Below are 21,150 nucleotides of genomic sequence, written 5' to 3' on the forward strand. Positions count from 1 at the left end.
GAGTTGAATTTAAATCGATTAGATTATAGACAAGAGGTGCGCCAAAATCGCAATCTGCTATTAGCAAAGTGATTTGCGCCAGAAGTGGAAGAGAACAGTATATGACCAGCCAGATAATACCGGTAGAGCCCTTCGATTGTATCGTTTTTGGCGGCTCTGGCGATCTTGCCGAACGCAAACTGATTCCTGCGCTTTATCAGCGCCAGCGTGCAGGTCAGCTCAGTGAGCCGACGCGTATCATCGGTGCTTCGCGTAGCCCCATGACCGATGAGGAATATCGCAAATTTGCCCGCGATGCGATCAACGAGCATGTCAAAGCCCAAGAAATCGACGCCAAGGAAGTCGAGACTTTTATTGCTCGCCTCACCTATGTTGCAGTCGATGCAAAGTCGGAAGACGGCTGGGCAGCTTTGAAAGAGGCCATCGGCAAGAAGCCTGAAAAGATTCGCGCATTCTATCTGGCCGTAAGCCCGACGCTGTTTGGCGATATAGCAAACCGCCTCAAGTCGCATGGTCTTATCACGCGCGACACCCGCATAATCGTTGAAAAGCCGATTGGCCGTGATCTTGAAACCGCCAATGCACTCAACGACACCATCGGCAGCGTCTTCCGCGAAGACCAGATTTTCCGTATCGACCATTATCTGGGCAAGGAAACTGTTCAGAACCTGATGGCTCTGCGCTTCGCCAATGCGCTTTATGAGCCACTTTGGAATTCCGCTCACATCGACCATGTGCAGATCACGGTTGCAGAATCTGTCGGGCTTGAAGGCCGTGCGGGCTATTACAACACCGCTGGTGCACTGCGCGATATGGTGCAGAACCATATTCTCCAGCTTCTTTGCCTTGTTGCCATGGAGCCGCCGTCGTCGCTCGAAGCCGATGCTGTGCATGACGAAAAGGTAAAGGTGCTGCGCTCGCTGAAGCCAATCACCACCGCGAATGTCGAAGATGTTACGGTCCGCGGCCAGTATCGCGCCGGCGCATCTGCTGGCGGCCCTGTTAAAGGGTATCTTGAAGATCTCGGCAGCGACGACAGCAACACGGAAACCTTTGTTGCGCTCAAGGCTGAAATCGAAAACTGGCGCTGGGCTGGCGTTCCTTTCTATATGCGCACCGGCAAACGACTTGCATCGCGCGTTTCGGAAATCGTCGTCACCTTCAAGCCGATCCCGCATTCGATTTTCGGTGAAAATGCTGGCAAGGTCGTTGCAAACCAGCTCGTTATCCGTCTGCAGCCCGATGAAGGCGTCAAACAGTGGCTGATGATCAAGGATCCAGGTCCAGGCGGCATGCGTCTGCGTCACGTTCCACTCGACATGAGCTTTGCCGAATCCTTCAATGAACGCAACCCGGATGCCTATGAACGCCTGATCATGGACGTCGTTCGTGGCAACCAGACCCTGTTCATGCGACGCGATGAAGTTGAAGCTGCATGGCGCTGGGTTGACCCTATTCTGAAGGGTTGGGACGTCAACAACCAACAGGTTCAGGGCTACACGTCTGGCACATGGGGTCCGTCGTCTTCGATCGCTCTTATCGAGCGTGACGGACGGACTTGGCACGAAAGCTGATAAAGCACATGCCGGGAGCGTTGACAGACTTTCCCGGATCAGTCTTTGTGCCAGAAAATAAAGAGCGAGCACAAATATCTTATATGGGTGTGCTCGCTCTGGACTGACTTGAAAGGTATGGCATGAGCATCGAACGGCACGATTTTACCAGCGGAACAGAACTTGCGCAGTCGCTCTCGGAAGCGATTGCGAACAAGCTTTCTGCCGCTATCGCTGAGCGGGGGCACGCAACGATTGCTGTTTCCGGCGGTACAACGCCGCTCAAGCTGTTCGATATTCTGTCACGCAAGATGATTGACTGGACGCTTGTAACCATCACGCTCGTCGATGAGCGCTTCGTGGCTCCGACCAATGAGCGCTCCAATGAGAAGCTGGTGCGCGACCATCTTCTGCGCGATCATGCAGGTGTTGCAAAGTTTGTCGGCCTCTATAATCCGGCCGCAACCGTAGAAACCGCGGCTCTGGCTGCTGCGAGCCGCATTGATGCATTGCATCGCCCGTTTGACGTTGTTGTGCTTGGCATGGGCAATGATGGCCACACAGCCTCATTCTTTCCCAATGCTGACAGGCTTGATCAGGCAATCGACCCGAATACCAAAGCTGTTGTACTACCCATTCATGCGGAAGGCGCAGGTGAGAAGCGCCTGACACTGACTTTGCCGTTACTGGTGGAGGCAGACATGCTGGTTCTGCATATCGAGGGTGCTGCCAAGCAGGCAACGCTTGAGAAAGCACTGGCAAACGACGACGAAAAAGAAATGCCGGTTCGCGCCGTGTTCCGTCACGCCCGCAAGCCGATACAACTTTACTGGACCAGCTAACAGTCTCAATGAAAACGCAGTTTGCGTTTGGGACTGTGAGCCAATTTTAGCCACAGGCAAGCCTGAAATAACTCACAGGTGATACCCATGACGACACAGACTGCGCATACCCGAATAAAGGCTATCACCGAACGTATCGTTGAGCGCTCGAAGCCGACCCGCGAAGCCTACATCGGACGCGTACGCGAAGCGGCTTCCCGTAAGCCGCATCGCTCGATCCTTGGATGCGCCAATCTCGCACATGGCTTTGCAGCCTGCGGCCCCAATGACAAGTCGGCCCTCACCGCCGACGTCGTGCCAAATCTTGGCATTATCACTGCTTACAACGATATGCTTTCGGCCCATCAGCCATTTGAAACCTATCCAGAAGTGATCCGCAAAGCCGCGCGCGAAGCAGGCGGCGTCGCACAGGTTGCAGGCGGTGTTCCAGCCATGTGCGATGGTGTGACACAAGGCTTTGCCGGGATGGAACTTTCGCTGTTCTCGCGCGAAGTCATTGCCATGGCAACGGCTGTAGGCCTTTCGCACGATATGTTCGACGCTGCTGTCTATCTCGGCGTTTGCGATAAGATTGTACCGGGGCTGATCGTCGGTGCCCTCACCTTCGGACATTTGCCCGCGGTATTCATCCCTGCTGGTCCGATGACAAGCGGTTTGCCGAATGACGAGAAAGCAAAGACCCGTCAACTATACGCAGAAGGCAAAGTCGGCCGCGCGGAATTGCTCGAATCCGAGTCAAAATCCTATCACGGTCCCGGCACCTGCACTTTTTATGGCACGGCCAACTCCAATCAAATGCTTATGGAGATCATGGGGCTGCATACCCCGGGCTCATCCTTCATCAATCCCGGCACACCTTTGCGCGATGCGCTGACGCGCGAAGCTGCCAAGCGTGCGCTGGCGATTACCGCTTGCGGCAATGAGTATACGCCTGTGGGCGAGATGCTCGATGAACGGTCTTTCGTCAATGGTATCGTCGGGCTAAACGCCACCGGCGGCTCGACCAACCACACGATTCATCTGATCGCGATGGCAGCCGCCGCCGGCATCAAATTGACGTGGCAGGACATTTCGGACATTTCAGACGTAGTGCCTTTGCTGGCGCGCGTTTATCCGAACGGCCTTGCCGATGTGAACCATTTCCATGCGGCTGGCGGCATGGGCTTTTTGATCCGCGAATTACTCGACGGCGGTGTTCTGCATGAAGATGTCCGCACCGTCTGGGGTGAAGGTCTGCGCCCTTATGCGATTGAGCCCAAACTCGGGCAAAATGGTACGGTTATTCGCGAACCTGTCCCGGAAAAGAGCGGCGATGACAAGGTTCTGGCCAAGATCGGCGCACCCTTCCAGCCAAGTGGCGGTATCAAGGTTCTAACCGGCAATATCGGCAATGCCATCATCAAGGTTTCAGCCGTGAAGCCCGAACGCCATATCATTGAAGCCCCTGCGAAAGTCTTCAACGATCAGGCCGAATTGCAGGATGCTTTCAAGGCTGGCGACCTTATCGGCGACTTTATCGCAGTTGTGCGTTATCAGGGCCCAAAGGCCAATGGTATGCCCGAGCTGCACAAGCTGATGACCGTGCTTGGCATTTTGCAGGATCGAGGCCAGCGCGTAGCACTCGTCACCGATGGTCGTCTTTCCGGCGCGTCCGGTAAGGTACCGTCTGCCATCCACGTGACACCGGAAGCACTCGACGGTGGCGCAATTGGAAAAATCCGCACGGGCGATATTGTTCGTCTCGATGCTGTGAACGGTACTCTGGACGTTCTCGTCAGTGATGCGCTTCTAGATGAACGCATCGAACAGCGTCCTGACCTATCAGCCAATGAGTACGGCATGGGGCGCGAACTTTTTCGCGCTTTCCGCAACATCGCCGGACGTGCAGATGAGGGCGCTTCCGTCTTCTGAAAGACGATGTGTTAAAAATAAGGCAAAGCGGTTTTTAAGCCGATTTGCCTCTTTATTTGTCCAAAACTTCACAAAAAGGTGCAAAAAACGCCCTTAAATTGTGTCAAAATACTGGCTTTTCGAAGTCAGCGCTGCGGCAAGCAGCTGTCAAAGTGTTGGCCATCAACATAGCGATCGTCATCGGACCGACACCACCCGGTACAGGTGTAATAGCTCCTGCAACCTTTTCTGCATCCGCAAAGTCGACATCTCCAACCAGACGGGTCTTGCCTTCGCCCTTTTCAGGCGCTGCGATACGATTGATACCGACGTCGATCACTGTCGCACCCGGCTTGACCCAATCGCCTTTGACCATCTGCGGACGACCAACAGCCGCAACCAGAATGTCGGCCGTGCGAGCAATCGTCGGCAGGTCCTTGGTACGGCTATGTGCAACCGTTACGGTCGCATTAGCTGCGAGTAGAAGATTGAACATCGGCTTGCCGACAATATTCGAACGACCAATCACAACGGCATTAAGGCCTGACAGATCGCGACCGTGAACGCGCTCAATCATGATCATTGCCCCAGCAGGCGTACATGGAACAAAAGCCGTATCGACTTCACCTGTACCGAGCTTACCGACATTGATAAAATGGAAGCCATCGACGTCTTTTTCCGGCGCGATCGTCTGGATCACACGACCTGAATCGATATGCTTTTGCAGTGGCAACTGCACCAGAATACCGTGGATGGCAGGATCATTGTTGAGACTGTCGATCAGATCAAGCAGCTCCTGCTCGGAAGCATCTTCCGGCAAATCATGCTGCACAGAAAGGAAGCCGCATTCCTTGGCTTTCTTGCCTTTAGAGGCCACGTAAACCTGACTTGCCGGATCTTCACCAACGATCACCACTGCGATGCCCGGCACAACACCAGTCGCAGCCACGAGCTTTTCGGTCTCCCGCTTCACCGTTGAAACCACATCCTCGGCGAGCTTTTTGCCATCGATCAATTGGGCCATATCGAATGCTCCGTTTTAAACAGGCGATGCCTTGGGATACAGCGCCTTAATCCTGAAAACATGCCAATAAGCGTCATCGGCTGCGATGACAATCGCAGAAAAGATAAGTTTCAGGATAAAGTCGCAAAATGCCGGAGCGTGAAGGCTATTTCATACAAAAGCGCAACCGTGATGAAAGCCGCATGATAGCGCCGATTATCCTTAAACATGGCGACAAGGCTTGCTATGATTAGAACGCCGATCCGAACAGGGTATTCAAACCCATACAGGTTGAAATGCTCTACGCCTTTGAGAAGCGTGTCAACGAGATCAGCGACATAGAGCAGAGCCAGAAGGCCGAAAAACCACTTTCGTCGCGAAATAAAATAGTCCCGATAGCCCTTATATTCCCCCATGCTGTCAGGAAACAGCAGGGTACAGAGCATGAAATAGAGCCCCGCATAGAAGATCACGAAGAAATATTTCTCAAACGTCCATAGATGGATGGAACGCAGGCTGAATTCAAACCACCAGAAATGGATTACCGAAAGCAGCAGGAATGCGACCCATGCAATATGCACCGGATATATGTGCTGCTTGCCCGGATGCTGGATAAAACGCGCAACACCCGTCAGAAGACGCGAAACGCTCAAACCCAGAATAATGCCAATGATCATGCGAACATGCACAAAGGCTTCCGCAGGTGGCACGCCAGTTGTTAAAGCCGGATCCATCGTTTCCCTCAATGTAGTGATACTGCATATTGTTATAAAAAAATGAGCAATCGATGAATCACATAAAAAATCTGAAACAAAAAACGGCACTGATACACATCAGCGCCGCTCATTATGAATATCAATGATCCGAAATCAGTTGATCGATGAAAGGAAGCCCGACCAGCTTTCCGACCAATGCGCACGGCTTTTTTCATCGGCGGAACGGATATTGCAGGTCTGCAGATCACTTTCAGGAATGTCCTTCTGGGTCTTTTCGCACACCCAGACATCGTTATTTTCGGGCACAGTTGACGCTACAATACTGACAATCTTGTTATCTTTAATACCGAGAAGAATATCGAAATCCGCCTCTTCATTATTAAAAGCCCACGAGCAAAACTCGTCAAAATCCGGACGGTTTTCTTCTGGCTTGCCACAAGCCTTGTCGTGATCGGGAGCCAGCTTATCCATAAAGCTTTTGCCTGCCGATGACGAAAGAACAAGATCAGCATCGGACAGCTTGCTGATTTCCTTGACAGCCCATTCTGGACTGCTTGGCGTTTCGGCAACCGCTGCACCAGCTGTCATAATAACTGCTAAGATTGTAGCTAAACGCACGATAGGGAAAGCTTTTCCGAGCATTGGACCACCTTTTAAAGCAATATTATGCAACCTAATTTATCAGGTCGTAATTATCTTCCAAAAAAGACCTACCCAGAAAGACGCGCCGGTTCAACAAGGAATTGCTCCCAAGTTAGAAAGATTAAAGCTTGCCTGTCTTTCAGACTTTTTGCCTTCTTGCCTTGCGATTTGTGCTTATGGAGGGCTATATCGGACCCAACAAACGACAGTGCTTAAACACTCGATTCATGAAGGTGGAACTTTCTCATGCAAGATACAGTCATTCTCGTTGGTTGCGGCAATATGGGCTTTGCGATGCTTAAAGGTTGGCTCGATAGCGGCATTTTAGAAGCGGAGAATGTGCATGTGGTTGAGCCTTCTGAAGCTCTTCAAACTCGTGCGGCACTTGCCGGTGTAAATGCATGCTCAAGTGCGGACTCACTCTCCGACAACCTCGATCCGCGAATGGTGCTGGTTGCCGTCAAGCCGCAAGTCATGAGCGATGTATTGCCTGCCTATAAGCGCTTTGCACCGAATGCTACCTTTGTCAGTGTCGCTGCCGGCATCCCGGTTTCGTTCTTCGAGCAGCATTTAGGTAGCGACGCAAAGATTATGCGTTGCATGCCGAACACGCCTGCCGCGATCGGCAAGGGAATGCTTGTCACTTACAAGAATACAAATGTCGGTGATGACGACGCGGCTTTTGTGAAGAGCTTGCTCAAGACGTCCGGCAAGGTCGCAAGCATCGACGATGAAGCGCAGATGGATGCAGTGACTGCCGTTTCCGGTTCTGGTCCGGCTTATGTGTTCCACTTTATTGAGGCGCTAACCGATGCTGGTGTAACAGCTGGGCTGCCGCGCGAGACGGCAGCGCTCCTTGCCATGCAGACCGTCATGGGTGCCGGTGCATTGGCTGCGGCAAGCAGCGACAGCCCAACCAAGTTGCGCGAACAGGTTACAAGCCCTAACGGCACCACTGCCGCAGCATTGGACGTGCTGATGGGCGAAGATCGTCTCAAGAATTTGGTCACCGAAGCCGTAGATGCAGCGCGCAAACGTTCAATTGAACTCGGCAAAGCTTAGAGCATTCCCTAGTTAGAATAAATTATAGGAAATGCTCTAAAAAAGAATTCGCGGCACAGCTTCAATGAGCGCCTTTGTAACGGGCGCTTGCGGTGCCGCGATCAAATCTCGCGCGGGGCGACATTCGACAATTCGTCCACGCTCCATAACAGCAATCCGATCAGCCATTTGTGCAGCGACCGCCAGATCATGCGTGATGAAGAGATAGGCCGTGCCTTCGGCCTTCTGTATTTCCTTCAATAATTTCAGAATTGAGCCACGCACCGTCAAATCGAGCGCCGACACCGCTTCATCCAGAACGATGAGCGACGGGTTTGTTGCAAAGGCCCGTGCGATTGCCACACGCTGACGCTGGCCACCGGAAATCTCATGCACACCGCGTTTGCTCAACTTGGGATCAAGGCCAACCTTTTGCAAAAGCTCTGAAATATCGCGCCTTATGCCATGGATGCGCAAAGGCTCATGCAGCAAACCATATACTGTTGCGCGAGGATTAAAGGCTGAAAGCGGGTCTTGAAACACCATTTGCATCCGTGCGCGGCGCTTTCTCAACACGCTGCCTTTGAGCGCAAGCCAGTTCTCATTATCAAACTCAATCGAACCCGATTGAAGTACATGCAGCCTTAGAAGTGCCCGCGCCAGTGTGGATTTACCGCTACCGGAAGGCCCGACCAGTGCCAGCGTTTCACCGGATGCAATCTCAAGATTTACATGATCAAGCGCCAGCTTGCCGCCATAACGCACACTCAAATCATTCGCCCGCAACAAGCTTCTATCCATGTTCAGGCTCCAGCACGGGAACGGCTGCAATCAGCGCTTTTGTATAATCGCTCTGTGGGTTTGTAATGATTTCGCGCGCTAAACCGCTTTCCACCAGTTCACCATGACGAAACACGGCAATGCGATCCGCAAGATTGGAAGCCAGCGCAATATCATGGGTGATGAAGATCAGCGTCATGCCATCAGCCTGAACCAAGGCGCGCAGCAGTGCCACGATTTCCTGTTGTACAATGGTATCGAGCGCACTGGTCGGCTCGTCCGCAATCAAAAGATTTGGGTTTGCTGCGATGGCAAGAGCTATAGCGATACGCTGTTTTTGCCCACCGGAAAACTGATGCGGGTAGCGCACAAAACTTAAATCCGGCTCCGCAATCTGCACGCGCGCTAACAGCTTGAGCGCCTTATCTTTGGCCGCATGACGATCAATGTTTTGATGGGCACGGATTGTCTCGACGAGTTGCGCACCAACGCGCATCAGGGGATCGAAACTTGAAACCGGATCCTGAAAAACAAAGCCTACATCGCGCCCCGGTTTTGGTTTCCCATTCGGCCATTGGATCGCGCCTGAAACCCGAGCGTTGGCTGGCAGAAGGCCGGCGAGCGCCAATGCCAATGTGCTTTTCCCGGAACCGCTTTCGCCAATAATTGCAAGCGTTTCACCGGCCTCTATATCGAGGTCAAGATTGTTGAGCGCTGTATCGCTGCCATAGCACACGCCTAGATTTTCAATATAGGCGAGCACGCTCATGCCTGCACCTCGCGCCGCGATGCAGCCTGCGTGATACCTTCTCCTGCGAGATAGACACCGACGACAGTTAACGCCAGTGCAATCCCCGGTAAAATGGACAACCACGGCGCTGATCGCAAAACCGTGCGGCCTTCGGCAATCATGCCACCCCATGTCACCCGATTGGGATCACCAAGTCCCAGAAATGACAGCGCTGCTTCAATCAGAATTGCAGAGGCAACAATTACCGGCACAAGCGCCAGCACCGGCGGCACGGCATTGGGCAGGATTTGCCGGAAAGCAATTTCAAGCGGGTGCATACCGATAACACGCGCCGACGCCACATAATCGCGCTCACGGATCGACAGAACCTGCCCGCGCGTAAGGCGTGCAGCCTGCGTCCAGCTAGAAAGCGCTATCGCTGCGACCAGCACCGGCAGCGAGGGCCCAGCGATGCTCACCAGTGCCAGCGCTAGTAGAAAACCCGGCACAGTTTGAAAGGCTTCCGTGATGCGCATCAGCACTTCATCGACCAGACCACCGGCGAAACCTGACAGTGTACCGACAATGCTGCCAATCAGAATGGATGCCGCCGCTGCGGCCAGCCCCACGACCAGAGATGTTCGGCTTGCATGGAAAAGCTCGGCTACCACATCACGACCCAGCCGGTCTGTTCCGAGCGGAAAGGATGGATTGTCAAACGGCGCAAGCATCGGCGTTGCAACAATATGCAGCGGATCGCCAGGAAAGAGCAGCGGTGCAAGAAGTGCTGCTGCGATGAGCACGAGCAGAATAATCGCGCCTGCAACGCCCTCGCCCGATCCGAAATAACGTCTCATCCCACTCATGGCCGTGCCTTTCCGGCAGATATGCGCGGATCAAGCCAAAGATAGAGAAGATCGACGACAAAATTGACCGCGATCACCATGATGGCACTCGTCAAAATGACGCCCAGCAGCAAAGGCGTATCACGGCTTGCAACCGACTCCTGTGCGAGTCTTCCCAGGCCGGGGACCGCAAAGACGCTTTCAATCACCACGCTGCCGCCCAGCATGGAAGCGGCTTGCAACCCAAGCATGGTGACAAGGGGTGAGAGCGCGTTGCGCGCCACATGGCGCAGTACGATACGCGGACGTGATATGCCTCTCGCTTTTAATGCGCGGACGAAATCCATGCGCCAGATATCAGCCATGGAAGCGCGCATCACGCGCAGATAAAGGGCCAGATAAATCAGCCCTAGCGAGACAACCGGCAGCACGAGATGACGTGCTATATCAAGCCCGCGCGCAAACCCTTCCTTACCGGAAGCAATGGTCTCAATGCCGCTTGAAGGCAGCCAGCGCAGCCGGATTGAAAACAGGATGACCAGCACAAGCGCCAACCAGAAACCGGGAATGGCATAGAGTATAAGTGAAGCAACCGACAGAAAACGGTCTCGAAAGCTTCCGGGCCTTGCGCCTGCGACAATGCCCAAAGCCGACCCGACCGCGAAAGACAGTGCCGTCGCAGCGCCCATCAGCAACAGCGTATTGGGGAGGCGCTCAAGAATGACATCGAGAATGGGACGATTGAAACTGACCGACCAGCCCAGATTACCTTGCACAAGTGCGGCGAGATAGGCTGTAAGTCTGTGCCAAACGGATTGATCCAGCCCCCAGCGAGCGCGCATCTCAGCAATGGCACTCGCATCACCGCCAAAGCTTACCGCATAGGCATCAACCGCGTCGCCCGGTGCGGTTTCCAGCATCAGAAAACAACCAATGACAACAATTAGCAGCACAATCATGCTGCTGATCAATCGTTTCCTGAAAAGGGTTAGAATCTGCGCCACGTCGTGAGCGTACAGTCAAAGCAACGTTTCGTCACTGTGCAATAAACACATCGGCCCAGTTGGAAACAGCCCATCGGGGATTGTTGGAGACGTTCTTCACTCGCTCATTGGCAACCGTGATAAAGCCCCACTCCGCCACATTGATGAGCGGCAAATCATCTTCGACGCGTTTCTGGAACTGATGATAAAGCGCGGTTCGCTTCTTCTCGTCAATTTCATGGGCAGCCTTGGCAATCAGTGCATCCAATTCCGCATTAGCATAGCCACCCTGATTGGAGAATGGCACGCCCGCTGCAATACCGCTTTCCACCAGAATGGTCGTAGAAATTGCGGGATCGCCACGATAGACGGTCGGTGCTATCGCAAGATCAAAATCGTGATCCGTATAGACTGCCTTCTGATGTGCTGCTGAATCATTGTTGACGATACGCGCATCAATGCCGATTTCCGCCAGCGCCTGCCGCAGATAATCACCAAACTGTCTGGTTTCGTTAAAATAGGGGGCTGGAAGCAGCTTCAGTGCAAAGCGTGTGCCGTCCTTGCCGCGCTTATAGCCCGCCTCATCCAGCAGCGCATTGGCCTTCGCCACATCGAAAGGATAAGCGGTAACATCGCCCGTATAGAACTGGCCGTCATATTGCGGAACCGGCCCGGTCGAAGGCTTTGCATAGCCGAGAAAAATCGTCTTCACGACGAAATCGCGATCAATCGCATGGGCGATTGCCTGACGAACTTTAAGGTCGGACAGTTCCTTGCGTCGATGATTGATTTCGACAACCAGCTGATAGGTCAGCGCTTCATAGCCTTTGGAAATGACATTCAACCCTGGCACTTTCGAAATGCGCGCGAGATCAGCCAGAGGCACGGCGGAAAACGCAGCAAGATCAATTTCCTCGGCTTCCAGCGCACCGGCCGCTGCGGCACGATCGGGCAGCACGCGATAGATGATTTCATCGAGATAAGGTTCACCCTCGCCCCAATAATCTTCATTTTTCGTCAGACGATAATATTCACCGGTCTTGTGTTCGGCATATTTGAACGGCCCAGTGCCGATCAGCTTTTCATTGGCGGGATTGGCAGCAATATCCGTGCCATCAAACACATGCTTGGGCAGTACCGCAGTCAGTGCTGGCATCGCATTGCGAATAAGCTGAAACGATGTTGGCTCACTGAAGTGGAAAACAGCCGTATGCTCATCCGGCGTTTCGACCTTTTCAAGCGTCTTGAACACCACGCGGCCGAGATTTTGCAGCGGCTTCCAGACCTGCATTGCTGAAAACGCCACATCCTCGGAAGTAAACGGCTGACCGTCATGCCATTTTACGCCATCACGCAGGCGGAAGGTCGCGGTCAGGCCATCATCGGAGCCTTCCCAACTGGTTGCAAGGCGTGGTTCCAGACCGTTTTCACCATCAAAGGACGCTTCGGCCAGCGGCTCGATCACCTTGCTCGCAACGAAGAAAACACCATTGGACGCAACAATTGCCGGATTGAGATTGCGCGGCTCGGAATCTGCAGCCACGACCAGCCGCCCGCCTTTTTGCGGTGCGTCTTCGGCACGCGCCCAATCAGGCAACAGCGGCAAAGCCGCAAGTGATGTCGAACCAACCAGAAATGCCCTGCGTGAAGCAATAAACCGAGCCATATCGCTGCCCCTGAAATTTCCCTTGTTATGTTTACACCGGGTTTCAACGATTTGCAGGGAAAATCCTGTCACAGTGTCAATAAATATCGAAAATTGCTTCTCATTTTTGAAACGTTGAGTGGCTAATCCGCCGGCAATTCTCTCCGAGACCAGTCTTTTTTGGGGATGACGTCGCCAATTGCATATTGGAACGATGTGACGTTCATATCTTCTGGATTAATCTTGCAATCAAAATCAAGATTGTACCAATTTGAACGGCTTCTGAACGCACCATCTGACATTTTCAAACTCGAAGCTGTCAACGCACCACCTGTGCGCGCCATCATATCGGGCACAATATCAGGCCGGTGATGCCGAATCTGCTCCAGCGCTTCTATCCCACAAATCTGAATAACCCGGTCTGTGGGAGAGAGTTTTCCCAAGGCCTGTTTCACGCGTGGATTTGAAAGTGCATCTTTTGAGTAAATTCGCCTGGCTTTAACCATGGGGGTCTGCTGCTCTTCGCCACTTGCGACACTGATGGCGGAGTTTTCAGCACTCAGAACCTGTTCACCCGCGGACGACTGCTTTTTTTCCTGATCCGACTGACCATCGACAGGTTGAGGCGTATCATCCCCTTCCTGAGCAGTCGGATCCGTCGGTTCAATTTTGGTATTTTCTTTTTCCTCATTTGTAGCTGTTTCATATGCCTGAGGTGCTTGCGCAGACTGGGAGGGCTCAACAGGCTTGTTCTCAGTTGGTTCGGGCGATGGCGCTGAAGGCGGCGGCACAAGCTCCACTTTCACATCTTCTGGCGCAACAGAATGGTTTGAAACCGGGAATGAAATCAACAGCAGAGTAAGCACGGCACTATGAAGGCAAACCGAAACAAAACCGCCCAAGACTGTATCCCTATCCACCAATGACGGCGTTCCCTTCGCAACTGCCTGATCACAGCATTTTCAGGCATTTCTTGCGCTATAATACCACAGCGTCACACGCTTCCTACACAGACAATAATGTTACAGTTTGCGTGAAACTCATTTTCCCTACAGAGCGTTATAAAGGAAATTTTACCCTTGCCAAACACCCACCCTTGCATAGATCATGGTTAATTATGTGTTGTCGTATTTTGTGAGGAAGGATTGATACGGCAGATGCATGACGGGCTGAACAAAGCCCGTTAAACCGCATTTGCGGAGTCCTGTATTGAAGTATCCGTAAGTGCCTGTAGCTGAACCACATTAGAGTGCGCATCCAATTCAAAAATCGTTTCCCGTTTTTCGGGATGCGCTCAAGAAGAGAGGAAACAGAAATGTCTAGTTTGCTGCCCCCACTTCATGACGGTCATGCACCGATCTATTTACATCATGCATTTCAGGACGCAGTGGATGCTTATGAGGACTGGAATCTTGAAACGGCTGAACCAGTCGTAGCAATCAATGGTAAGGTTACGCGCATCAGCGTCGTTTTCCGTCGCCTGTGGCGCTGCACCGATACAGTCCCGCGCCATACGCTTGAGGCATTGAGGGATATTGTTCCGTCAAATCTTATTCATTCGGAGCGCTGGAAAGACAATGCAACATTCGCCGAAGCTGCCCATCTGATGCGGACAGCACTTGAATGGCGCAAGGCACGGCGTGTTCCTGTCGTCTGCTAAGCCAGACTAACTTATGCTGCGGGCGGGATTTACCCCGCCCGTTTTCAATTTGAAGTTATGAATTGATCAAAGCTTGCGGAAACGCACTCGTGCGCTGCGCTCAATGGCTGCAACGGTAAGCTCATCCAGCGTCCATCGGTCACGCAGCATTTGAAGAAACTCAAGCTCTTCCTGCTCGACATGCAAGTCAGCCGCCGCCACTTCGACCGCCAGTGCATAGGCGGTATCGTAGAGTTTTTCCGGCATTGCATCATGCGCAAGATCGAGAATCCGCTCCAGACCATCCTCAAACGCCAGAAGCCCGTAGCAATCGCTGGCAAGCTTTGGCAGACGTGCTGAATCAAAACCCTGAAAAACCGGCAGGCGAGAAACTACGTTACTAATGGATTCCAACTCGGCATCGGTCATTGTGGTGTCAGCGGCAGATGTCGTCACCATAATGTAAACGAGCGCGTCTTGCGGCGAAATATTTTTCATCGAATGCTCCTGCATCGTCTCACCGGAATCATAGTTTCGGCTAATTTCCCGGAAAATTAGGGAGCCTGTAAGACTTGCGCAAGGAAATTCGGTCGGAATTGCTGTGGCAAAGATTGACGTGTGAGTTCCACCGCGCCATAGAGCAATGACACGTTTCAGTGTAAAAGATTTCAACAAATAAAGCCCTTCACAGGACATCAGGATAAAATCATGACTTCGCACCGTCTTCCCGAAATTACGCTGACCCCGGAACTGACCGCGGCGGCTGCGGAAGCGAAATCGTGGCCTTTTGAAGAGGCGAAGAAAATCCTCAAGCGCTATCAGAAGACCGGTCTCCCTGAAACCGTGATCTTTGAAACAGGTTATGGTCCGTCGGGCCTGCCGCATATTGGCACGTTCGGCGAAGTCGCACGTACATCGATGGTGCGCCACGCGTTTCGCGTTCTGACGGAAGACAAGGTCAAGACCCGCCTGATCTGCTTCTCGGACGATCTCGACGGGATGCGCAAGATCCCAGACAATGTGCCGGACAAGGCAGCGCTTGAACCATATCTGCAACTGCCGCTTTCTGCCGTGCCAAACCCTTTTGGCGGCGAATACAAGAGCTTTGCCGAGCATAACAACGCAATGCTCTGCCGCTTCCTTGATACTTTTGGTTTCGATTACGAATTTGCGAGTGCGACCGAGTACTACAAGTCCGGCAAGTTTGATGCAGTGTTGCTGAAAGCTGTCGAGCGCTATGACGACATCATGAAGGTGATGCTACCTACACTCGGTGAAGAGCGGCAGGCGACCTACAGCCCGTTCCTGCCGATCTCGCCAAAGTCTGGCCGCGTGCTTTACGTGCCGATGAAGAGCGTGGATGCCAAGGCTGGCACTATTACTTTTGACGATGAGGACGGCGTTGAAACCACGTTGCCCGTCACCGGCGGTAATGTGAAGCTGCAGTGGAAGCCAGATTTCGGTATGCGCTGGGCAGCGCTGGGCGTCGATTTTGAAATGTTCGGCAAGGATCACCAGACAAATGCGGGCATTTACGACCGCATCTGCGAAATTCTTGGCGGTCGTGCGCCAGAACACTTCGTCTACGAACTGTTCCTCGATCAGCTTGGCCAGAAGATTTCAAAGTCGAAGGGCAATGGCATTGCGATTGACGAATGGCTGGCCTATGCGCCGACCGAAAGCCTTGCACTTTATAACTTCCAGAAGCCTAAGACCGCGAAGAAGCTCTATTTCGACGTAATCCCGAAGGCCGTGGACGAATATTTCACCTATCTCTCGGCTTATAATCGTCAGGAGTGGAAAGACCGTCTGAACAATCCGGTCTGGCACATCCATTACGGCAATCCGCCAAAGGTTGAACTGCCGGTCACATTCGCGCTGATGCTCAATCTGGTGAGCGCATCGAATGCAGAAAACCCGAGTGTTCTCTGGGGCTTCATTTCGCGCCATGTGCCGGGTGTTACACCGGAAAACAATCCTGAACTCGACGCACTCGTTGGCTATGCGATCCGCTACTTCAACGATTTCGTCAAGCCTACAAAGCAGTTCCGCACCCCTGACGATGTGGAACGCGCAGCACTTGAAGGCCTTGACGCCAAGCTTGCAACGCTACCTGCCGGGACCGATGGCACCGACATTCAAAACGCCATTCTGGACGTTGCTCGTGCAATCGAGCGTTATCAGGATCACACCAAGAAGAGCCCTGAAGGCGGCCCCGGCGTATCGGTCTCCTTCTTCCAGATGCTTTATGAAGTGCTGATCGGTCAGGAACGCGGTCCACGCTTTGGTTCATTCGTTGCCCTCTATGGCATTGATGAAACTCGTGCACTGATCCAGAGGGCTCTTTCTGGCACATTATCGTAAGCACTTGATATTTTTATGAGAAGCCTCACCCTGAATGGTACAGGGTGAGGCTTTTTTTGCCCGGTTTATAGCCGGAGCAGAATTGATCGACCCCCAATGCGAACCCTTCGCCACAGGCTTGCTGGCTGTATCAAACGGCAATGAAATCTATTGGAAGGCATCGGGCAATCCGCAAGGAAAGCCAACCCTTTATCTTCATGGCCGCCCCGGAAGCGGCTTGCGCACGGGCAGCTATCGGCAACGCTTTAATCCCGAAAAATACCTTATCATCGGCATTGACCAACGCGATAGCGGGTTCAGTCGTCCGCTGGTGATTGATGATCCCGATCAGCTTCATCTCAATACGACCCAGGCGCTGATTGACGATATTGAAGCTGTTCGAAATCATCTTCGCATCAATGCTTGGCTGATCGCAGGCTCATCATGGGGTGCTACGCTTGCGCTCGCCTACGCACAAGCGCATCCCGACAGGGTGACTGAATTGGCACTCGTTGCCGTCACGACCACGAGCCGTGAGGAAGTGAACTGGATCACCGAAGGCGTTGGATGCCTTTTTCCGGAAGAATGGGAACAGTTCGAGAAAGCCTCTTCAAGGTGCGCGGGTGAGCGGGTTGTTGAGGCCTATGCGAGACGGCTTGCCAATGGCAGTCTGGAAGAACGCTTGCAAGCCGCGCAGGATTGGAACGCATGGGAATCGACGCATATCTCGCTTGATCCGAATTGGACGCCAATCGCAAGCCGTTTCGATGATCTGCAAGGCCTCGCCTTCGCAACGCTGGTTACGCATTACTGAGCGAATGATGGCTTCCTTCGCAACGGGGCTGAAATTCTAGCGAATATGGACCGGATTGCGCATATTCCGGCGATCCTGATTCGTGGACGCAGAGATTTTAGCGGACCGGCAATAACCGCGTGGAGGCTCCATAAAGCATGGCCTGCAAGTCGGCTGCGCGTTATCGAAACGGAAGGCCATAGCGGTCCGCTCTCAACGAATGAGATGCGGATGGCGCTCAACGCGTTTGCCCTTGGTTGAAATCAGCTCCGTTGACTCTAACCTCATTAGTAGGTAGTACGTCCTACCTACTAATGAGGTAGGACTATGAGTATCGAAAAAGCTCCATTGGAAACTGCGCGCGACAAGTTGCTCAAAGCCGCTGCCGTTCTTTTTTATAATAACGGTGTCGGTGGCACCGGAATCGACGCTATTGTTGAAAGAGCGGGCGTTGCAAAGAAGAGTCTTTACAACAACTTCTCCTCGAAAGCTGATCTGGTAAATCAATATCTGGAAGCACGCCATGCCGAGTGGTTAGCCCTTTATCATGCACGGCTGGACCATGCGGCAACAGCCCAAGACAGGGTTCTTGCCGTTTTTGATGCCTATCAGGACCATGCCGAGCATAAATATGAGCGCGGCTTTCGTGGCTGTGGTTCGCTCAATGCTGCGGCAGAACTAGCCGCGGACGATATTGGGCGGCAGGCAGTCAAACATCACAAACGGGAAGTTGAGGCGCTACTCGCCTCACATTTGACGGAGCTGCTGCCCGAAGCCCCTGATCGTGCCACTGCACTCGCAAGGCATATGTCTTTTCTGCTTGAAGGGGCAATATCAAGAGCGGGTCTGGAAGGTAATAGCGGCTGCGTTCAAGACGCCCATGCAATCGTCTCTGACATGCTGGAGGCATTGTGAGCAATTCATCTCGCGATTATACAATCGGTGTGTCTGCTGTTCTTTTTTCATCCGTTGTATGGGGAACCACCGGCACTGCGGCCACTTTCGCGCCAGAAGTCAGCGCTGTCGCAATCGGTGCCGCGGCCATGGGGGTGGGAGGCTTATTACAAGCTCTGCTCGCCGGACGCGGAATTATACGCAACTTCTCATTTCTGAAAAAGCAATGGAGACTTCTCGTTTTAGGCGGACTTGCTGTCGCCATTTACCCATTGGCGTTTTATGCCTCTATGCGGATGGCTGGGGTCACCATCGGAACAGTCGTCACCATAGGCTCTGCACCGCTGCTTTCTGCACTCATTGAATACCTGTTCGACCGCACGCGGCTCTCACGTCAATGGCTTGCAGGCGCATTAATCGGTCTTGCCGGTATCGCGCTGATTACAGTTGCAGAAGGTGCAGACCATACAACGATGGAAACAAAAAGCTCTGTTGTTACAGGTATTTGCCTGGGCCTTCTCGGTGGCCTCACTTACGCACTTTATTCATGGACGGCACGCCGCATGATGCTCAATGGAGTACGCTCTTCTGTCGCTATGGGTGCCACATTCGGGCTTGGCGGATTATTGCTCATGCCAGTTTTGATCGTGGCCGGTGGTCCATTTCTGGCATCATGGAACAATGCAGCAGTCGGCATCTATATGGCTATTGTGCCAATGTTTCTTGGCTACGTCTGCTTTGGGATCGGCCTCGCACGTATTCCGGCCAGCATGGCGACAACGATCACACTGATCGAACCGGTAGTCGCGGCTATACTAGCCATCATTATCGTAGGCGAACGCTTGCCACTGATGGGTTGGTTTGGCGTTGCACTTGTTATCTCATGTCTCGTGGTGGTCACGGTTCCACTCAAGAAGCCTCTGAGACAGGATCAGAAGGCTGTGGTCGCGACATAAGCTTGATAACAAATCTCAGAAAAAGGAGAGCCGGTCTTTCTATATAAAACCGGCGCTCCAAACTTAACTCAATTTACAGGAGCAGGAGCTGGAGGAAAGTCTCCCTGCTGCATCGACGGCGAGGTCGGCACTGGTTCGATCTGCGGTACGCGTGGAGAAGAGCTTTCCAATGCGCCCCCATTAGCAGGTTCAAGCCTTTGCAAAGATGCATCAGGCTTGTTCCCGAAGATGCCCAAACGATTGTCTTCGGCTTTTTGCCCTGCTTCCTGATAGACACCACCAGCAATAGCTTTTGCCCAACCATTGGCAACTAACCACTGTGCGGGATCTTCATTACCGACGCTGCACTGCGTTGAAACAGCAGCGCCACTGTCGTTCTGCGGCAAACGACACATGACTGCACGCGCCCGCAACCACTGCCGAAACGCCGTCCGTGCCTGCATACCACATGGCCAGCTTTCGCCAGCCGGTGACTGGCAGGTTTGTTCAATCGGCATGACTTCGATGCCCTGCAGATCAACCGTGCGGCCCTGACTTTCGAGCCGACCGGCGGCAACTGCAACAGGACGTTGCAAAAGTTGCATCGGCTCACCCTCATCCACGGATGCTGCAGGCGCTGGTGGCTCTGGTGGTTTTGGCGTTGACGCCAGCCCCAAATCACTCAGAGGTGGGCGTGCAGGTTCGCGCTCAAGTCCATCCTGCTCCAATCCGCTTTGGACACTCTGACCGTCAGAGTTTTTTTCATCGATGTTTGGCGCGACTTCGGGAGCAGGTGTCTCTTGCGGTGTCGGACTATCTGCACCTGTGGCCTCATTAGGCTCCCTATAATCGAACTGCTCGACGACAATCCCACTACCTGAACCCGTTTCCACTTTGCTTTCACCGTCGCCGCTTGCGACAATAGTGACTGGGCGATCAAGCGCGCCATAAAACGGCGCGACAAACGCGGCCACAAGAATTGCCCCGGTTATGCCTGCAAAAACACCAAAAACAATGCGTGCATGGCTCTTCGTTTGCTGTTTCGGCATTACTGACTCGCCCATAGAATACGAGCGATCCACTCGACATCCTTGGTCTCAAAGGAACGATTTGGAAACTCGGGATTAAACGAGTGAAGTTCAATCGTACGCGGTGTCTGGCGATGCAGGATTTTAGCCATAACCTCTCCGTCTTTAGTACGAACAACCACGCGGTCACCGCGGCGAACCGGTGCATTGGGTGCTACGACCAGCGTATCGCCATCACGATAAAGCGGCAACATGGAGTCGCCAGAAACTTCCAGCGCATAAACATTATCGGTGGGTGCGGCTGGAAACTGCACCACATCCCAGCCCTGACCCGCAGGAAATCCGGCATCATCAAAATAGCCACCTGCTCCCGCTTCTGCCATACCAAGCAACGGAATAGCGCTAGGCTCTTGCAAATAGTCACCGTAATTGGGCATCGATGCTTCGCCACGAATGAGCCGGATCAATTCATCGAATGTTGCGCCGGTCGCTTCCATGACTTTGGCCAGCGACTCTGTCGATGGCCAGCGCGCGCGTCCATCAGAGGCATAGCGCTTGGATTTATTGAAAGTGGTCGGATCAAGCCCTGCACGGCGTGCAAGACCGGACGCACTTAAAGAATTGCGCTCTGCCAAGGCGTCTATCGCAGCCCATACGCTATCGTGAGAAAACATTGATATAGCCCGCCAAAGAGGATTTTAAACCTAATCATCTATCCTATATTGTGCAAAACCTAGCCGAAAAGCTTATTTTACGCAAGATGCGCTATTTTACAGGGAAAATTTTCTTATTAATAAATAAAAACGCGCGACATCGGAATGCCGCGCGTAATTTAAATAGCTAATGCG

Annotated in this window: 21 protein-coding genes; 9 read left to right on the forward strand and 12 right to left on the reverse strand. The window is 53.0% G+C overall.

What is annotated here, in order from left to right:
* The first annotated feature begins 101 nt into the window (after positions 1 to 101).
* From zwf to edd, 3 genes are all read left to right on the forward strand, one after another.
* Positions 102 to 1,574, forward strand: a complete 1,473-nt coding sequence (gene zwf, locus H5024_RS18270; RefSeq protein WP_187548531.1) for a glucose-6-phosphate dehydrogenase — start codon at positions 102 to 104, stop codon at positions 1,572 to 1,574.
* A gap of 122 nt (positions 1,575 to 1,696) precedes the next feature.
* The gene (gene pgl / locus H5024_RS18275; RefSeq protein WP_187548532.1) at positions 1,697 to 2,395 is read left to right on the forward strand and encodes a 6-phosphogluconolactonase; all 699 of its coding nucleotides are present in this window, start codon (positions 1,697 to 1,699) and stop codon (positions 2,393 to 2,395) included.
* An 87-nt stretch (positions 2,396 to 2,482) separates the two neighbouring features.
* The gene (edd, locus tag H5024_RS18280; RefSeq protein ID WP_187548533.1) at positions 2,483 to 4,306 is read left to right on the forward strand and encodes a phosphogluconate dehydratase; all 1,824 of its coding nucleotides are present in this window, start codon (positions 2,483 to 2,485) and stop codon (positions 4,304 to 4,306) included.
* Positions 4,307 to 4,409: 103 nt separating this feature from the next.
* Here the strand turns inward: edd and folD are convergent, their stop codons facing one another.
* The 3 genes from folD to H5024_RS18295 all read right to left on the reverse strand — a co-directional run bounded on the left by folD (position 4,410) and on the right by H5024_RS18295 (position 6,592).
* On the reverse strand, positions 4,410 to 5,309 hold the full coding sequence (gene folD / locus H5024_RS18285) for a bifunctional methylenetetrahydrofolate dehydrogenase/methenyltetrahydrofolate cyclohydrolase FolD (RefSeq protein WP_187548534.1): 900 nt from the start codon (positions 5,307 to 5,309) through the stop codon (positions 4,410 to 4,412).
* A 110-nt stretch (positions 5,310 to 5,419) separates the two neighbouring features.
* Entirely contained in the window at positions 5,420 to 6,022 is a 603-nt protein-coding gene (locus H5024_RS18290; RefSeq protein WP_187548535.1) for a hypothetical protein, read from the reverse strand.
* 135 nt (positions 6,023 to 6,157) lie between these two features.
* A complete protein-coding gene (locus tag H5024_RS18295) occupies positions 6,158 to 6,592 on the reverse strand; it encodes a hypothetical protein (RefSeq protein WP_247875336.1) in 435 nt (144 codons plus the stop codon).
* Positions 6,593 to 6,892: 300 nt separating this feature from the next.
* Here H5024_RS18295 and proC point away from each other — a divergent pair, with 300 nt between their 5' ends.
* Positions 6,893 to 7,708: a pyrroline-5-carboxylate reductase gene (gene proC, locus H5024_RS18300; RefSeq protein WP_187548537.1), complete on the forward strand. Its 816-nt coding sequence runs from the start codon at positions 6,893 to 6,895 to the stop codon at positions 7,706 to 7,708.
* A gap of 36 nt (positions 7,709 to 7,744) precedes the next feature.
* Here the strand turns inward: proC and H5024_RS18305 are convergent, their stop codons facing one another.
* The 6 genes from H5024_RS18305 to H5024_RS18330 form a co-directional block, all read right to left on the reverse strand.
* A complete protein-coding gene (locus H5024_RS18305; protein WP_187548538.1) occupies positions 7,745 to 8,488 on the reverse strand; it encodes an ABC transporter ATP-binding protein in 744 nt (247 codons plus the stop codon).
* A complete protein-coding gene (locus H5024_RS18310) occupies positions 8,481 to 9,236 on the reverse strand; it encodes an ABC transporter ATP-binding protein (protein WP_187548539.1) in 756 nt (251 codons plus the stop codon). The genes H5024_RS18305 and H5024_RS18310 overlap by 8 nt, the downstream gene beginning before the upstream one ends.
* On the reverse strand, positions 9,233 to 10,063 hold the full coding sequence (locus tag H5024_RS18315; RefSeq protein WP_187548540.1) for an ABC transporter permease: 831 nt from the start codon (positions 10,061 to 10,063) through the stop codon (positions 9,233 to 9,235). Before H5024_RS18315 ends, H5024_RS18310 begins: the two co-directional genes overlap by 4 nt.
* Positions 10,060 to 11,061: an ABC transporter permease gene (locus H5024_RS18320; RefSeq protein ID WP_187548696.1), complete on the reverse strand. Its 1,002-nt coding sequence runs from the start codon at positions 11,059 to 11,061 to the stop codon at positions 10,060 to 10,062. Before H5024_RS18320 ends, H5024_RS18315 begins: the two co-directional genes overlap by 4 nt.
* 16 nt (positions 11,062 to 11,077) lie before the next feature.
* Complete coding sequence (locus H5024_RS18325) at positions 11,078 to 12,691, reverse strand: ABC transporter substrate-binding protein (RefSeq protein ID WP_187548541.1); 1,614 nt, start codon at positions 12,689 to 12,691, stop codon at positions 11,078 to 11,080.
* Positions 12,692 to 12,813: 122 nt separating this feature from the next.
* A complete protein-coding gene (locus tag H5024_RS18330; RefSeq protein WP_187548542.1) occupies positions 12,814 to 13,572 on the reverse strand; it encodes a DUF930 domain-containing protein in 759 nt (252 codons plus the stop codon).
* A gap of 413 nt (positions 13,573 to 13,985) precedes the next feature.
* On the opposite strand from H5024_RS18330, the gene H5024_RS18335 reads away from it, so the two are divergent.
* On the forward strand, positions 13,986 to 14,330 hold the full coding sequence (locus tag H5024_RS18335; RefSeq protein ID WP_187548543.1) for a hypothetical protein: 345 nt from the start codon (positions 13,986 to 13,988) through the stop codon (positions 14,328 to 14,330).
* Positions 14,331 to 14,396: 66 nt separating this feature from the next.
* Here H5024_RS18335 and H5024_RS18340 read toward each other — a convergent pair whose 3' ends face one another.
* Entirely contained in the window at positions 14,397 to 14,807 is a 411-nt protein-coding gene (locus H5024_RS18340; RefSeq protein WP_187548544.1) for a tellurite resistance TerB family protein, read from the reverse strand.
* 210 nt (positions 14,808 to 15,017) lie between these two features.
* Here H5024_RS18340 and H5024_RS18345 point away from each other — a divergent pair, with 210 nt between their 5' ends.
* The 4 genes from H5024_RS18345 (at position 15,018) to H5024_RS21640 (ending at position 19,295) form a co-directional block, all read left to right on the forward strand.
* The gene (locus tag H5024_RS18345) at positions 15,018 to 16,673 is read left to right on the forward strand and encodes a lysine--tRNA ligase (RefSeq protein WP_187548545.1); all 1,656 of its coding nucleotides are present in this window, start codon (positions 15,018 to 15,020) and stop codon (positions 16,671 to 16,673) included.
* Between the two features lie 82 nt (positions 16,674 to 16,755).
* On the forward strand, positions 16,756 to 17,466 hold the full coding sequence (locus H5024_RS18350) for an alpha/beta fold hydrolase (RefSeq protein WP_247875337.1): 711 nt from the start codon (positions 16,756 to 16,758) through the stop codon (positions 17,464 to 17,466).
* 306 nt (positions 17,467 to 17,772) lie between these two features.
* The gene (locus tag H5024_RS18355) at positions 17,773 to 18,360 is read left to right on the forward strand and encodes a TetR/AcrR family transcriptional regulator (RefSeq protein ID WP_187548546.1); all 588 of its coding nucleotides are present in this window, start codon (positions 17,773 to 17,775) and stop codon (positions 18,358 to 18,360) included.
* Positions 18,357 to 19,295, forward strand: coding sequence for an EamA family transporter (locus tag H5024_RS21640; protein ID WP_187548547.1), 939 nt, complete (start codon positions 18,357 to 18,359; stop codon positions 19,293 to 19,295). The genes H5024_RS18355 and H5024_RS21640 overlap by 4 nt, the downstream gene beginning before the upstream one ends.
* A gap of 68 nt (positions 19,296 to 19,363) precedes the next feature.
* Here the strand turns inward: H5024_RS21640 and H5024_RS18365 are convergent, their stop codons facing one another.
* Entirely contained in the window at positions 19,364 to 20,323 is a 960-nt protein-coding gene (locus H5024_RS18365; RefSeq protein WP_187548548.1) for a thermonuclease family protein, read from the reverse strand.
* Positions 20,323 to 20,976 carry a helix-turn-helix transcriptional regulator gene (locus H5024_RS18370; protein WP_187548549.1) on the reverse strand — a complete coding sequence of 218 codons (654 nt, stop codon included), beginning with the start codon at positions 20,974 to 20,976 and terminating at the stop codon, positions 20,323 to 20,325. Before H5024_RS18370 ends, H5024_RS18365 begins: the two co-directional genes overlap by 1 nt.
* Positions 20,977 to 21,150: the final 174 nt, after the last annotated feature.

Origin of the sequence: Ochrobactrum sp. Marseille-Q0166, from assembly GCF_014397025.1 — a bacterium.
Lineage (GTDB): Bacteria > Pseudomonadota > Alphaproteobacteria > Rhizobiales > Rhizobiaceae > Brucella.

Excerpts from the sequence above, each read along its gene's own strand:
- H5024_RS18325 (WP_187548541.1), bottom strand. The coding sequence starts at position 12,691 with ATGGCTCGGTTTATTGCTTCACGCAGGGCATTTCTGGTTGGTTCGACA.
- H5024_RS18290 (WP_187548535.1), bottom strand. The coding sequence starts at position 6,022 with ATGGATCCGGCTTTAACAACTGGCGTGCCACCTGCGGAAGCCTTTGTG.
- edd (WP_187548533.1), top strand. The coding sequence starts at position 2,483 with ATGACGACACAGACTGCGCATACCCGAATAAAGGCTATCACCGAACGT.
- H5024_RS18335 (WP_187548543.1), top strand. The coding sequence starts at position 13,986 with ATGTCTAGTTTGCTGCCCCCACTTCATGACGGTCATGCACCGATCTAT.
- H5024_RS18315 (WP_187548540.1), bottom strand. The coding sequence starts at position 10,063 with ATGAGTGGGATGAGACGTTATTTCGGATCGGGCGAGGGCGTTGCAGGC.
- pgl (WP_187548532.1), top strand. The coding sequence starts at position 1,697 with ATGAGCATCGAACGGCACGATTTTACCAGCGGAACAGAACTTGCGCAG.
- zwf (WP_187548531.1), top strand. The coding sequence starts at position 102 with ATGACCAGCCAGATAATACCGGTAGAGCCCTTCGATTGTATCGTTTTT.
- H5024_RS18365 (WP_187548548.1), bottom strand. The coding sequence starts at position 20,323 with ATGCCGAAACAGCAAACGAAGAGCCATGCACGCATTGTTTTTGGTGTT.
- H5024_RS18310 (WP_187548539.1), bottom strand. The coding sequence starts at position 9,236 with ATGAGCGTGCTCGCCTATATTGAAAATCTAGGCGTGTGCTATGGCAGC.
- folD (WP_187548534.1), bottom strand. The coding sequence starts at position 5,309 with ATGGCCCAATTGATCGATGGCAAAAAGCTCGCCGAGGATGTGGTTTCA.
- proC (WP_187548537.1), top strand. The coding sequence starts at position 6,893 with ATGCAAGATACAGTCATTCTCGTTGGTTGCGGCAATATGGGCTTTGCG.
- H5024_RS18370 (WP_187548549.1), bottom strand. The coding sequence starts at position 20,976 with ATGTTTTCTCACGATAGCGTATGGGCTGCGATAGACGCCTTGGCAGAG.
- H5024_RS18355 (WP_187548546.1), top strand. The coding sequence starts at position 17,773 with ATGAGTATCGAAAAAGCTCCATTGGAAACTGCGCGCGACAAGTTGCTC.
- H5024_RS18305 (WP_187548538.1), bottom strand. The coding sequence starts at position 8,488 with ATGGATAGAAGCTTGTTGCGGGCGAATGATTTGAGTGTGCGTTATGGC.
- H5024_RS18340 (WP_187548544.1), bottom strand. The coding sequence starts at position 14,807 with ATGAAAAATATTTCGCCGCAAGACGCGCTCGTTTACATTATGGTGACG.
- H5024_RS18345 (WP_187548545.1), top strand. The coding sequence starts at position 15,018 with ATGACTTCGCACCGTCTTCCCGAAATTACGCTGACCCCGGAACTGACC.
- H5024_RS18295 (WP_247875336.1), bottom strand. The coding sequence starts at position 6,592 with ATGACAGCTGGTGCAGCGGTTGCCGAAACGCCAAGCAGTCCAGAATGG.